This window comes from Actinokineospora sp. HUAS TT18, assembly GCF_051364635.1.
Taxonomy (GTDB): Bacteria; Actinomycetota; Actinomycetes; order Mycobacteriales; family Pseudonocardiaceae; genus Actinokineospora.
On record NZ_CP195645.1, the window covers coordinates 6,279,212 to 6,294,199 of the forward strand.

At 69.6% G+C, this 14,988-nt stretch carries 5 protein-coding genes; 4 read left to right on the forward strand and 1 reads right to left on the reverse strand.

Annotated features, from left to right (window positions below; translation table 11 throughout):
• Positions 1–34: 34 nt before the first annotated feature.
• The 4 genes from ACSHT8_RS29160 to ACSHT8_RS29175 all read left to right on the forward strand — a co-directional run bounded on the left by ACSHT8_RS29160 (position 35) and on the right by ACSHT8_RS29175 (position 13,239).
• On the forward strand, positions 35–940 hold the full coding sequence (locus ACSHT8_RS29160; protein ID WP_436494348.1) for an NAD(P)H-binding protein: 906 nt from the start codon (positions 35–37) through the stop codon (positions 938–940).
• Positions 937–1,569, forward strand: coding sequence for a CPBP family intramembrane glutamic endopeptidase (locus ACSHT8_RS29165; RefSeq protein WP_436494350.1), 633 nt, complete (start codon positions 937–939; stop codon positions 1,567–1,569). Before ACSHT8_RS29160 ends, ACSHT8_RS29165 begins: the two co-directional genes overlap by 4 nt.
• Before the next feature lie 172 nt (positions 1,570–1,741).
• The gene (locus ACSHT8_RS29170) at positions 1,742–12,265 is read left to right on the forward strand and encodes a calcium-binding protein (protein ID WP_436494352.1); all 10,524 of its coding nucleotides are present in this window, start codon (positions 1,742–1,744) and stop codon (positions 12,263–12,265) included.
• Between the two features lie 149 nt (positions 12,266–12,414).
• Positions 12,415–13,239, forward strand: coding sequence for a helix-turn-helix domain-containing protein (locus ACSHT8_RS29175; RefSeq protein WP_436494354.1), 825 nt, complete (start codon positions 12,415–12,417; stop codon positions 13,237–13,239).
• 66 nt (positions 13,240–13,305) lie between these two features.
• Here the strand turns inward: ACSHT8_RS29175 and ACSHT8_RS29180 are convergent, their stop codons facing one another.
• Complete coding sequence (locus ACSHT8_RS29180; protein WP_436494356.1) at positions 13,306–14,829, reverse strand: S8 family peptidase; 1,524 nt, start codon at positions 14,827–14,829, stop codon at positions 13,306–13,308.
• Positions 14,830–14,988 lie beyond the last annotated feature (159 nt).

A 14,988-nucleotide genomic window follows, 5' to 3' on the forward strand; every position in this document is an offset into this window, starting at 1 on the left:
GCGGGCAGGCCTGAGCCCACCTAGAGTCGGAGACATGACACCCGCGACCACACCTCCCGTGCTGGTCGCGGGTGCCTCCGGTTTCATCGGCCGCCGACTCTGTCCGGCCCTGGTCGACGCGGGCAGGCCGGTTCGCGCGATGACCCGCAAGGTCGACGCCTACAGCGGCGCGGGCACCCCGGTCTACGGCGACGTCGCCGACGATTCGTCACTGCGGGCGGCCATGATCGGCGTCGAAGCCGCGTACTACCTCGTCCACTCACTCGACCGCGCCGACTTCGAGCGCCACGACGCCGAGGCCGCCGCCGCGTTCGCCAAGGCGGCGGCCGAGGCCGGGGTCGGCCGGATCATCTACCTGGGCGGCCTCGGCGACGACGCCGACGACCTGTCGCCGCACCTGCGCAGCAGGCGCGAGGTCGAGAGCGTGCTCGGCACGACGGGCGTGCCGGTCACCGTGCTGCGGGCGGGAATCATCATCGGCCACGGCGGGATCTCCTGGGACATGACCAGGCAGCTCGTCGAGCGCCTGCCCGCGATGGTCACCCCGAAGTGGGTCGACACCCGCACCCAGCCCGTCGCCGCCGACGACGTCGTGCGCTACCTGGTCGGCGTGCTGGACCTGGCCGAGCCCGCTGCGGTGTTCGACATCGGCGGCCCCGAGGTGCTGACCTACGGCGACATGCTGCGCAGGCTCGCCGCGATCGAGGGCAGGCCGCTGATCCTGCTCCCCGTGCCGCTGCTGACGCCCCGGCTGTCGTCGCTGTGGCTGGGCCTGGTGACCGATGTGGACACCCGCACCGGGCGCGCGCTGATCGACTCGATGACCAACGAGGTCGTGGTCCGCGACGACAGCATCCGCGACGTCGTGCCGTTCGAGCCCATGGACTTCGACGAAGCCGCCCTGCGCGCTCTGGGCGAGCGGATCAAGGCCAAGCGGTGAACCGACGCTGGCTGGCCGCGGGCATCGCGTTCGCGGGCTCGGCCCTGCTCGGCCGGGCGCTGTCCGCCCCACCGGCCTCGACCCGCTTCTTCGGCACCACCGCCGCCGTCGCCGCGACGTGGCTCGCGGGCGGGCTCGCCCTGGGGCGCGTGCCCCGCGGCAAGCGGCAAGTGGTCGCCCCCGTCGTGGTCGGCGTCGGGGCGTTCGGCGCGTTCTACGCCGCCGCCCTGGTCTCCCGGCACATCCCGCCCCTCGACCGCGCCATCGCGGGCGTCCTCGACTACAGCGAGCACGGCTCACCCCGCCTGGTCCTGCTCACCACCCTGGCCACCGGCGCCGCAGAAGAGGTGTTCTTCCGCGGCGCCCTGCCTGAGCTGATCGGTCCACCCGGGACGGTGGCCGTCTACGCGCTGGCCACGACGCCGACCCGCAACCCGGCGCTGGTGCTGGCCGCCGTCGTCATGGGCACGCTCTTCACCGCGCAGCGGAACCTGACCGGCGGGATCCAGGCGCCGGTGATCACCCACCTGGTCTGGTCGACCCTCATGCTGCGCTATCTGCCGCCCTTGTTCGAGGCTCGCAAACGACTCATTCGCCACGGAGATACGGCCTTTCACCCGACAGTGTGAAAGGAACCCACTGGCGGTCGGACCCGTAACGCCGATTTCACACCCGGCGACTACCCGATGGTGGCAACAGCTGTGCGCTGCGCCACATCGGGACCGACACACACGGCACGGGTTCGGGGACCCTTGAGCCGGGCGAGGGGCTTGGGTTATGTCCACATCGGGTCGTCGAGGAATGCGGCGTGCCACCGCCGCGCTGACAAGTTTCGCGTTGGCCGTGCTGGGGCTGTTCGCCACCAGCCAACCAGCGGTCGCGCAGGACCAGGACGTGCAGAAGATCCTCGCGGGGATCGGCGCGTTCGGTGACTTCAGCAAGGCACTGGCCACCGTCGGCAAGCTCGGCGAGGCCCTCCCGACGCTGGGGGTGAGTCCCGGCGCCGCGCTCGGCTTCAACGACCTGATCGACAAGACCGTGCGCGAGCCCTTGCAGGCGAAGAACACCTTCGCCGACCTGGCGGGCAGCTACCCGCTCGGCGGGAGCAGGCCCGGCACGCTGACGATCGCCACCAGCGAGTCCGGCGGGGTCAAGCGGGTCGACGCGACCCTGCACCTGACCACCGTGGCCGACCAGCAGCCGGTCAGCGTGTCCAGCGCCGACCCCGAGGTCGGGTTCACCACCTCCGGCGCGGTCGACGTCACCTTCACCTTCGACGCCACCCTGCACTTCGCCTACGACACCGCCCGCGACTGGTTCTACCTGGTCAAGGACGGCGCCTCGCCCAAGTTCACCGTCGGCGCGCACGGCGAGCTCGACCCCGGCGTGATCCCCACGGCGGGCTTCGGCATCCTCGGCGTCGACCTCGACAAGGCCAACTCCCACGTCGTCGTGGACGTGAACCTCACCGCGACCGCCGACGACCCCGACGGCGACGGCAAGCTCGCCCTGTCCCCACCGGCCACCGGCACCGGCACGACCGAGTTGGCCGCCCCGGGTGCCGCCGCCGGCCTGTTCCACATCGGACTCGCCGCCCCGGCGGGCAAGGTCGACGCCGCTCTGAAGTTCACCGCGCAGCCCCTCGCGGGCGCGTCCGTCGGCGGCCTGACCGGCACCGTCACCGTGCAGTGGCCCGACATCGCCACCGGTTCGCCGGTCGTCGGCGTGACCGGTCCCGACCTGGCGCAGCTGACCCGGTTCACCACGCTCAGCCCGCGCGACCTGGTCGAGGGCCTCAGCCACCTGGTCAACTCGATCGAGGCCGTCCAGCGCGCCCAGTGGGGCGACGCGGCCAAGCCCATCGGCAACGTGAACCTGCCGTTCATGCGCGGCAGCCTGGCCGACGCGGTCAGGGCGGGCGCGGTGCTGGCGAAGTTCGTCGACGACAACGTCTTCAAGGACACCGAGGACAAGGCCAAGGCGGGCCTGCCGAAGTTCACCTCCATTCAGGACCTGTTCACCAAGCTCAACGGCGCCGTCCCGATGACCGGCGGCAGCATCGCCGTGTCCGGGGTGAGCTTCAACGACACCAGCAAGAAGCTCGAGTTCACGCTGACGATGAAGCAGGACGCGCCCGCCGGCGGCCAGCCGCTGTCGCACGCCGCGACCGAGACCTCCGGGTCCGGCCCGGACGTCACCTACACCGACACCACCCTCAAGCACGATGACAAGACCAAGCCGTGGGTCGTCGACGCGTTCAAGGGCCGCATCGTCTCGGCGGGCACCTCGCAGGGCGTGGTGAAGGAGAACTCGATCGACACGATCACCCTGGAAGCCCCGTGGACCGGCGGCAAGCCCGCCAACGGCGCCACCTACAAGGTCACCTCGCCTGACCCGCTGACCGGCCAGGTCACCTTCGGCGACACGTTCAAGGACAAGGGCCTGCGCGACGCGAACGCCCTCAGCACCACCGCGACCGTCAAGCCGAGCTACGAGGCCAAGGCGACCCTGGTCCTCGACCTGCGCACGCCCATCAAGGGCGACGACTGCAAGCCGCTCGACCCGGACGCCAACGCCACCGGCTGCCCCTTCGCCGACAAGAACCCCGACGGCACCACGACCCTGGTCTCCAGCCTGCCGCGCACGCCGGACCGGTTCCTGCTGCGCACGGGCGTCGACCTGCTGACCGCCGACGCCCCCGTCGACACCGCGGTCGACGTCAACGGCAGCGTCGGCTACCTGAAGGTGCACATGTCCGGCCAGCTCAGCATGGCCAAGAAGGACGGTTCGGCGCACATGCTGACCGTGGCGCTGAAGAAGATCGGCGACGCGGATGGCGACATCCCGCTGTCGCAGCTGTTCCCCAAGCTCATCGACGACCTGACCACGCCCGCGAAGGAGCCGGAGAACCTGCTCACCATCGCGGTCGGCGGCAAGGCCACCGCGACGGTGTCGCTCGACGTCCCCGGCATCACCGACTTCTTCGGCGGCCCGGTCAGCGTCGGGGTCACCATGCCCGACATCACCGACCCGGCGACCGTGCAGTTCACCGGGCTCGACGCGCTCGACAAGGCCAAGGCGTTCGACTTCGACCCGAACAATCCGCGGGCGATGTTCGGCCAGATCATCAAGGCCCTGCAGATCCTCAACAGCTCGCTGAAGGTCGTGGACGGCGACGGCGCGGTGAAGACCGCGCTGACCAGCCCGCTCCCGGTCGTCGGCAAGTCGCTGTCGGAGCTGCTCGGCAGCGCCGACGTCGGCAGCGGCCCGACCGTCGAGTACGGCGACACCGTGATCAACGGCGTCAACACCGGTTTCGTCAAGGACACCCTCCGCACCGGCCAGACCGCGTTCAGCGGCGACCACGAGGGCCGCGCGATCCTGGTCGGCACCAACGTCGCCGTCGTGGCGAAGGCGGACCCGGCCAACAACCGGGTCCTGCTGGCCCAGCCCTGGGGCACGGTGCCCGCCAAGGGAACCGCGTATTCGTTCCGCAGCCCACTGGAGGACGCGGTCGACAAGCTGACCGCCGCCCCGCCGGACTACCTGCAGGACCTCGTCGGCGTCCTCAACGACGCGCTGCCCGAGGGCAGCGGGATCGCGTTCGCCTACAAGGAGGTCAACAACACCCCGTCGATCGTGCTGACGGTCGACATGAAGCGCAAGGTCGCCACGTCGCAGCCGGTCCGCTTCTCCTTCACCGACAGCCTGGGCACCGGCCGCACCCTGGTCGGCGCCGAGGGCGAGGCCACCGCGAACCTCGCGCTGACCGGCTCGACCAAGCTCGGCTTCGTGCTCCCGCTCGCCGCGGGCGCGGGCCCGGCCGACGCGAGCGCCCTGTCCGTCATGCCTGACTCCACAGTGGACTTGACCGCGCACGGCGGCGTCTCCGGCGTCGTCAAGGCGTCGGTCGGCCCGCTGTCGATCGCGCTGGGCAAACCGGGCGGCACCGACGCCGAGAAGGCCGTCGCCAACGCCCACTACAACGCCCACCTCGGCTACGGGCCGGGCGGCACCGCGCCGGTCCCGCTGTCGGACTTCATCAAGAACGTCTCGCTGACCCTCAACGGCGACAACCAGCCCGTGACCTGTGCGGGCGACCCCGCCGCGGGCACCGACCTCGCGCTCTGCGCGGTCATGCCGGTCTACGTCAGCGCGGACAACGTCACCTGGAACAAGCTCGCGAGCCCCGGCGAGTCGTTCATCGTGCGCCTGCCGCGCACGGGCAACGTGGCTGACGCGTTCGCGTTCACCCCGGACCTGCCTGGCGGCGTCAAGCGGTTCGAGATGCCGACCGACATCGGCCAGAAGATCCTCGACGCGCTGCTCGACTTCTCCCAGTTCGGCGATGGCCTGGAGAAGTACCTGGCGATGATCGAGCGGGCGCTGAAGCTGGCCGCCTTCGACGGCAAGCTGCCGCTGATCGGCGACGACCTGCAGCAGGGCGCCGACGAGTTCGGCAAGCTGCGCGCCAAGATCCAGGAGGCCATGTCGCACCTGCCCGGTGGCGGGCGCGTCAGCAACACCACCGAGCTGACCACCTGGGTCAACGACCACCTGAAGCCCGCCGTGGGCAACGCGGTGACCATCGGCTTCACCTGTGACGCGACACTGCAACCGGCGACCGCGCCGACCGCGACGCAGGAAGGCACGAAGGGCACCACGAAGTACGTCTACGGCGTCGTGGCGACCGCGCAGGGCAAGGACGCCCCGCCCGCGCTCGTCGAGGTGACCGACGGCAACGCCACACTGTCCAGCGGCGACAAGATCCACCTGACCTGGACCAAGTCGCAGTACGCGACCGGGTACAAGATCATCCGCAAGGTCGACCCGAACGGGAACGACTGGAAGATCGTGGTCGACAACCTCGGCAAGGACACCACCACGGCCGACGACATCGGCGACCCGCTCGGCGCGGCCTACGTCCCGGCCACCACCAACCCCAAGCTGTCGGACTGCCCGGACGGCGCCGCGCTGCAGGACATCACGGGCGCGACGTTCAGCTTCGACCTGTGCAGCGGCAAGGTCGACCCGAGCGACACCTGTGCGACGGACACGCTGAGCATCAACCGTCCGCTCGACATCGGCATCCCCGGTCTGTCCCTTCGTGAGGCCGCCGACCCGGCCAAACGAACAGGCGTGACCGCTGGGCTGTCGTACCGCGTCCACGTCAAGGTGGGTGTGGACAAGAGCAGCGGCTTCTTCGTCGCCACCCAGGACAAGGCCGTCCCGGAGCTGGGCCTCAAGCTCGGCTTCACGCTGCCCGCCGACATGAAGGCGCAGCTGGCCTTCCTGGAGGTCGACCTCAAGCAGCACCCGGGCGGCGCGACCGACCTGTTCGCGGGCACGTTCTACGTCGACCTGCACAAGAAGGGCCAGGCAGCCTGCTTCCAGAACTGCTCGGTCGACGTCGACGCGCGGATCGCGCTCGCCGACCTCGCCGACATCGGGCAGGTAGCCGACGTCTCGCTGAAGGCGGCCGTCGGGATCGACTGGGACTTCAACGTCAGCGCGGGCCCATTGCCAGGCATCTCCGGGTGGTTCCACCTGAAGTGGGCCTGGGAGCTGGGGCAGAAGCCCGGCGACGGCGATCCCGAGATCGCGTTCAACAACATCCAGCTCAACGCGGGCGAGTTCCTCGGCTCGGTGCTGAAGCCGATCGTGGAGAAGATCGCGCTGTTCACCAAGCCCATCCAGCCGATCCTCGACCAGCTCTACGCGCCGATCCCGGTGCTGTCGGACCTGTCGCGGGCGGTCGGCGGCGGTGACGTCAACCTGGTCACCATCGCCAAGGAGTTCAGCACGCTCGCGGGCGGGCCGGATCTGGAGTTCGTCGACAAGATCCTCAAAACGATCCAGCTGGTCAGCCAGATCGTGAACAACGGCGGCGCGATCGACGTCGGCTCGTTCGTGGTGTCCGGCGCGGCCGCGAAGAACACGACGAACTCGCCGGACAACGCGCAATCACTGATCCAGCAACCGCCCACGCTCATCCACACCGACCTGACCGGCGAGGTGGACGCCAAGGCGGGCAAGGACCTTGTCGGCGACGGCAAGGCGGGCAACTCGGCGGGCTTCAGCTTCCCGATCCTGAAGGACCCGGCCAAGCTGTTCGGCCTGATCATGGGCCAGGACGTGGACCTCATCAAGTTCGACTCCGGCCCGCTGCGCCTGGCGTTCTCCTACAGCCAGTCCTTCGGCCCGGTCTACGCCCCGCCGCCGGTGCTGGTGAACATCTCCGGCAGCGCGTCGGTGGAGGCGCGGTTCCGCGCGGGCTTCGACACCTTCGGCATCCGCAAGGCGATCGAGACCAAACAGGCCGCGGAAATACTCGACTCCATCTACCTGGAGACGACCGACGACGACGGCAAGCCGCTTCCCGTGGTCACCTTCCGCGGCGAGCTCGCGGCGGGCGCGGCGGTGAGCGTCGTGCTCATCGAGGTGGGCATCAAGGGCGGCGTCGCGCTGACGATCAACCTGAGCTGGGCCGACCCGAACAACGACGGCAAGTTCCGGTTCTTCGAGTTCACCAAGGTGGCGCTGCGCAACCCGATGTGTCTGTTCAATATGGACGGACGCCTCAGCCTGTTCCTGAAGGTCTACATCACCCTCGGGTTCTCCATCTTCAGCGTGTCGTTCGACTTCACCCTGGCCGACATCACGTTGCTGGACTTCTCCGTCAAACCGAACTGTGAACCACCACCACCGGTGTTGGCCACGGAGAACGGTGGGACGCTGATCCTCAACGTGGGAAGCCGCACCACTGATCGCGGGCCGGACTACCCGGAGCGCGACCAGGAGGAGAAGTGGACGATCACCCAGCTGGTCAAGCCGGGCGGCGGGTTCGACGGGTTCGCCGTCAACGCGCTCGGCTACCGCGAGGAGCACCGCAACGCGGGGCTGACCAAGGTGTTCGGCGACGCCACCGGCGACACCGGGAAGCGGATCTTCGTCTTCCAGGGTGACGGCGACAAGAGCGGCGCGGCCAACGACGCCAAGGCCGAGGCCAAGCCGTTCGACAAGGAAGTGGAGATCACCGGCGGGTCCGCCGACGACTCGATCAAGACCGGCATCGGCCCGGCCAAGGTCAGCGGCGGCCCCGGTAAGGACCAGCTGACCACCGGCGACCTGCACACCGCGTTCGGCGGCAAGGGCTCGGTCACGGTCAACGGCGACGGAGACGAGGACTCGATCACCGTCGGCGGCGCGGGCAACACCGTCAACGGCGGCGGCGGCAACGACCGCATCGCGGTGGGCCTCGGCCAGAACACCGTCGACGGCGGCGACGGCGACGACAACATCGGTGTCGCGGCAGACAGCCCGCTGGCCGCGACCAACCCGGGCAAGTCGGAGTACGTCGCCCAGAAGAACACGATCACGGGCGGCCATGGCAGCGACCGGATCTCCGGCGGCTCCGGCGACGACACGATCTACACCGGCCCGCGCTTCGGCGGACCGGACGACGAGACCGGCGTGGACGACCCGGGCAACCCGGACAAGACCACGGTCGAGGGCAACATCGTCGACGCGACCAACACCGTCGACACGGGCACCGGCTCCGACCTCGTCTACGGCAGCCAGGGCGTGGACAACGTCACCGGTCACTCGACGCTGACCCAGGTCGACGACCTGCGCGGCGGCGGGAACAAGGACGTCCTGACCGGCGGCTACGGCAAGGACAAGGTCTACGGCGGTCCGGGCGACGACTACGTCATCGCCGAGCCGTCCGACGTCGGCCCCACCACGGTCGACGGCGTGTTCGGCCCGGAGCGCGCGGTCAGCCACCGCACGCTGCCCGCCAACACCGCGCCGCAGCCCAAGCTGCTCGTCGGCGGCTACGGCAACGACCACGTCATCGGCGGCGACGGTGGGGCGGACATCTTCGGTGACAAGCACGCCAACCCGTGCGTGCCGCCGAGCACCGACCCGGCGTCCAAGCCCCCGGCCGAACCGCTCGACGCGGCCGACGGGCGCGACCTGATCAGCGGCGGCACCGGCGTGGAGATCGTCGCGGCCGGTGGCGCGGCGGACAACGTCGACGTCAAGTCGAACAACGACCGCGCCTGCGGCCAACTCGGCGACGACGTCATCGCCGGCGGCAACGACAACGACACGCTCTACGGCGGCGGCGGCAAGGACCTCGCCTACGGTGACGCCGGCGTGGACTCCGTCTACGGCAACGACGATGACGACACCCTCTACGGCGGCGCCGAGAACGACGTCATCGAGGGCAACAACGGCGCCGACCACGCCTTCGGCAACGGCGGCTCCGACGTCGTCGTCGGCGGCACGCGCAAGGCGGGCGAGCCGGACAGCGGCGGCGACCACCTCTACGGCGACGCCGAGCGCGACCTGCTCATCGGCGACAACGGCGACGGCGACGCCGTGGCCGGGACCGGCGGGCCGTTCGACCTCGACGGCCTGACCGCGACCGCGGGTGGCCCGGACTTCCTGTTCGGCGGCGACGCCGACGACCGGGGCTTCGGCGGCCTGGCGCACGACGAGCTGTCGGGTGGTCCGAACGACGACTACCTCGAAGGCAACAACGCCGACGACGTGGTCCACGGTGACACCGGCGAGGACCGGATCACGGGCGGCAGCGCCGAAATAGCGTCCACTGTGGACAACCACAAGGTCGGTCGGCCGGACAGCGGCGACAAGCTGTTCGGTGACGCGGGACCGGACCTGGTCGCGGGCGACAACGCGATCCTGTCGCTGGTCGACGGCGCGCAGGCGTCCCCGATCACGCTGGGCCGCGGCTTCGCCAAGGCGCACAAGATCGAGCTGCTCGACCTCGGCTACGCGCCGACGGCGGGCACCTCGGGCGACGACATCATGAGCGGCGGCGGCGACCAGGACGTGCTCTCCGGCCAAGGCGGCGAGGACTCCATCGCGGGCGACGACTCGGACGACTACGCCGAGGGCGGTCCGGCGCACGACACCATCTCGGGCAACAACGGCCAGGACGACCTGGTCGGTGGCAGCTCGACGGAGGAGGCGCCGGGCGTGGGTCAGCCGGATGTCGGCGACACGATCCACGGCAACGCCGAGCAGGACGTGGCGCTGGGCGACAACGGCTCGCTGGTCCGGTTCGGCCCGCCGAGCAGGCTGACGCTGGAGCGCGGGATGACCGGGCGCGCGATTGTCCTGCTGGATCTGGGACTGACCCCGCACGCCGACTCGTCCGGTGGCGACGAGGTGTTCGGTGACGACGCGGCCGACGTGCTCCTCGGCCAAGGCGGACCGGACCGGCTCCAGGGCAACGCCCACGACGACTACGTCGAGGGCAACCAGGGCGTCGACTGGATCGAGGGCGACTCGGGCAACGACGATCTGGTCGGCGGCAGCAGCACCCCGCTGTCCGGCTCGGGCGCGCAGACCTCGGGCCAGCAGGACGGCGCGGACGCGATGTTCGGCGGACCGGGTGACGACATCGGCGTCGGAGACAACGGCGTCGTGCTGCGGCCGGGCGCGGGGGAGACCCCGACCAGGGCGACCCAGCGGCTGGCGACCTCCGGCGGCAACCCGATCACCGGCCGGATCATCCAGAAGTACGACCTCGACAACGGCGGCGTCCTCAACGCCCCACCGGGTGACCGGTTCGGCGACGACCGGATGTCAGGCGGCTCCGGGGTGGACGTGCTGTGGGGCCAGGACGGCGGCGACTTCGTCTCCGGCGGCGGCCAGTCCGACTACATGGAAGGCAACGGCGGTGCGGACGTGCTGCGCGGCGACCTCGGCCTGGGCGAGCCGTCCAGCGAGACCACCGTGGTCCCGCTGCCCGACCCGGGCTGGCCTGGTTCGGCCAGTGGCCCGGCCGAGCTGGAGGGCACCGACCCGTCAGCCGGTCAGGACGACATGATCGGCGGCAGCTCGGCGGCCGGGTTCCGCGACGGCGGCGACGCCTTCGAGGGCAACGGCGCCGACGACGTCCAGCTCGGTGACAACGGCTCGCTCGTGCGGACCCTGCAGGGCCAGCCGGGCGGGATGACCGAAAAGGTCTACTCCGAGCGGTACGCCACCGGTCAGGTGCCCGCGGACGCGACGGTGTCGCGCACGCACGACCCCGACCTGCCGGGTCCGTCGACCCGCTTCTGCACCGCGGCGCAGGCCATGTGTGAGGTCGCGGGCGCCTTCGGCGACGACACGATGTACGGCGACGACGGTGACGACGGGATGTGGGGTCAGGACGGCAACGACACCATGACCGGCGGCAACGACGACGACGACATGTACGGCGAACTCGGCGACGACACCATGTTCGGCAACGACGGTGAGGACGCGATGCTCGGCGACCGCGGCGGCGTGGTCAACGAGTTCCTCAACGCCGACGACGTGGCCGCCGACGGGTTCACCACGACCCTGAGCTCGGTGCCGCAGGAGACCTACGTCGGCTTCCGGGCCGGGGACTACGACCGGCGCGTCGACCTGCTCCACGACGTCGACGGCGACGTGTTCCTTGGCGGTCCGACCGCCCCCGCCATGCCGCACAACGGCATCGCGGAAGGCGGCGACGACCGGATCAAGGGCGGCCTGGGTGACGACAACATCCACGCGGGCTTCGGCGACGACCTCGCCAACGGCGACAGCGGCGGCGACAAGGTCTTCGGCGGCGACGGCGCGGACGTGCTGTGGGGCGGCAAGGGCTGCGACCCCGTGGTGAACGCCGCGACCCCGGACTGCCTGACCAACGGCGCGTTCAACCCCGACTCCCGGGGCACGAACGACAGGTTCATCGACTACGTCTTCGGCGGCGTCGGTGGCACGTCGGCCGCGTCACTTCAGGGCGCGGTGGGCTCGGACGTCATCGACTTCAACCCGCGGGGCGCCTACCCGGCGAACTGTGTCGCGGGACCGTGGCCGCAGACGCTGGGCTCCGGCACCATCGACCCGTGCCGCTGGTTCGAGATGACGGAGAAGACCACGGCAGACGAGTCGGACAACCAGCACCACCAGGGAACCGACTGGCAGTACGGCGGCTGGGACCGCGATGTCCTCCAGGGCGACGTGGCGGGCAACGGCCCGAACCCGGGCGACCGGCTGCTGGACTGGAACGGCGCCTACAACCTCTACACCCACTGCAACGCGGCCTATGGCGGCTTCAACGATGTCCGCCAGCACAGCCCGGGGATGCAGACGTTCCTCCAGCGGTTCGTGTGGGGATCGGGCGCGGGCCAGACGGCATCGGACGCGTCGACAGCAGGGACGTCGGCGTTCCGGGAACTGGCGCTGGTCTACCCGAGTGACAACAACGCGCACGGTACGGGGAAGGCGTACCCGACCACACCGGGCCACTTCGACGACCCAGTGTCCTGTTCGGACTGACCATCCGAAGTGACGCGGGCCCCCGGCGACGCCGGGGGCCCGCGTTGCGTATGTGGACTTGCCAGGGTGGGAACACGTACTCCGCTCACGCGGTTGCCGATTGTAGGCATCGGCTGGAAACTGTTGCCATGCACAGGAATTCAACGCGGATGCGCAGCATCGGAACACAGCTCAAGGACTTCCGCGACGAAGCGGCTCTGACGATTCGGGACGTCGAGCAACGGTCGGGGTTCTCCATGGCGAAGATTAGCCGCATTGAGAACGCCATCAGGGACATCACAGTGGAGGACGCCGCGATCCTCTTGGGCGTCTACAGGGTCAAGGGTCCTGCCAGGGAGCGGGTGCTGGAGTTGGTGCGCAACCTCGGTCAGCCATGTTGGTGGGAAGCTCCAGCGGACTACTTCAGCCAGCACGCACTCACGCTGAAAGACTGCGAGGGCCGTGCGAGCATGATCGTCGAGTCCTCCATGCTGCGCATTCCTGGCCTGTTCCAGACACCCGACTACACCCGCGCCCTGCTGCTGCGAGAGGGCGTGCCCGCCGATCGGGTGCGCATGCTTGTTGAACTCCGCCTCGCCCGTCAGGAGGTCTTGCACCGGCCGGTAGGCGCACCGCGCTTCCTCGCCATCCTCGATGAGGCTGTGTTCGCCCGGCAGACCGGGAGCCCGACGGTGATGGCCGCCCAACTCAGGCACATCTGCCATCTCGCCGAGCTGCCGCATGTGGAGGTGCGCGTCATCCCCTTCGAGAAGGGGCAGCACGCTGGAACGGCGGGCAGTTACATGCTGCTGGACTTGCCGAGTCGCACTCCCGTCGTGTTCATCGAATTCCCCAGGTCCTCGATCTTCGTGCACGGCGAGCGAGAAGCTGGCGCCTTCCAGGAAGTGACTGCCACGTTGGGAAAGGTGGCGCTCAGTTCAGCCGATTCGGTGAAGTTCCTACGGCGTCTCGCGGACCGAATCGGCCAGGAGTGAAACACCGTGTAGCCGCGGGCCGCCCGCGGTCAGGCTTGCGTGCCTTGACCGCGGGCGGGCCGGTGACTACAGGGTAATGCTCCAGCTATCGATCTTGCCGGTGTCGACCCGCGCGACGTCCTGCACCTTCAGCTTCCACACGCCATTGCGCGTCTCCGATGACAGGTTCGTCGTGAACGTCTGAATCACGTTGTCCGCGCCATCGTTGTTGGAGCCCTTCAGCCGGTAGCTGCTGCCGTCCGGCGCGACCAGGTCGATCACGAGGTCACCCCGGTAGGTGTGCTTGATGTCGACCGCCACCTGGCTTGTCGCCGACGCGGTGCCGGTGCAGCCCGAGATCGTGATGGAGCTGGTCACGGCCGCGCCCGCGTCGGGGATGGCGACGTCGGCGCCGTTGGTCTGGGTCGAGCAGCCCGGCGGCGGGGGCGGCGGGGTGGTGCCGGATCCGGTGAAGAGCAGCTTGTTCGGCGACCCGGTGCCGATGTTGGTCAGCACGTTCGGCGTGGTCGCGTTGACCAGCGCGTCGCGCACCTGCTGGTTGGTGGCCTGCGGGTTCGCGCTCAGGTACAGCGCCGCCGCGCCCGCGACCTGCGGGGCCGCCATCGACGTGCCGCTGGTGCTGAACGAGTCGTCCGAGGTCTGCCACTTGGCCGAGGTGATGTCCTGCCCCGGCGCGAACAGGTCGAGGCACGTCCCCCAGTTCGACGACGCCCAGCGCGCGTCGTTGATGTTCGACGCGCCCACGGTGATGGCGGCCGGGAGGTTGGCGGGGGAGTTGTCGCAGGCGTTGGAGTTCTCGTTGCCCGCCGAGACCACAGCGGTGATGCCCGCGTTGATCATGCGCTGCACCGCGTCGTCGACCGCCTGGGACTTCGAGCTGCCGAGGCTCATGTTGGCCACGGCGGGCTTCACCGCGTTGGCGGTCACCCAGTCCACACCCGCGACGATGACCGACAGGGAACTACCACCCGCGCAGCCGAACGTCTTGACGCCGACGAGCTTGACCTCCTTGGCCAGCCCGTACTTCGTGCCGCCGACAGTGCCCGCGACGTGGGTGCCGTGGCCCATGCAGTCGCTGGCGTCGTTGTCGTTGTCGTAGGTGTCCTTGCCATGCCTGGCCCGGCCACCGAAGTCGTTGTGCGTGATGGTGATACCGCTGTCGATCACGTACGCGGTCACGTTCGACGCGCCGGTGGCGTAGGTGTACTTGTTGTCGAGCGGCAGCGCCCGCTGGTCGACCCGGTCGGTGCCCCAGGACGGAGGGTTGAGCTGGTCGGCGGTGAGCTGGACGGTCTGGTCCTGCTCGACGTAGGCCACGGCAGGATCGGCGGCGAGCCTGCGGGCCTGCCGGTCGGTCATCGTCGCCGAGAACCCGTTCAACGACTGGTAGCGGTGCTTGACCTTCGCCCCGTGCTTGTCGGCGACGTCGGCGGACCGGCCCTCCTTGAGCACGACGATGTAGCTGCCGTCGATCGCCGTGGCCTGGCCGGTGCCGAGCACCTGCCCTTCAGCCGCATTGGCTTGACTGATGCCCACAGCCATCAACGATGTGACAGCCGCGGCTACCGCGACCTTCCTTGCGACACGCATGACGAATCTCCCTCGCGTTGTGGTTCGCGCGCCCCGGTGGTGAAGCAGGGGGACAGGCGCGCGGGCCCGACGCTAGGTTTCGAGATCACCCAGCGGAAGAGGCCGGAATCGGGCTGTGCCGGACGATTCGCGTTGACCAGGGGATTCGGCGGAAAGCTG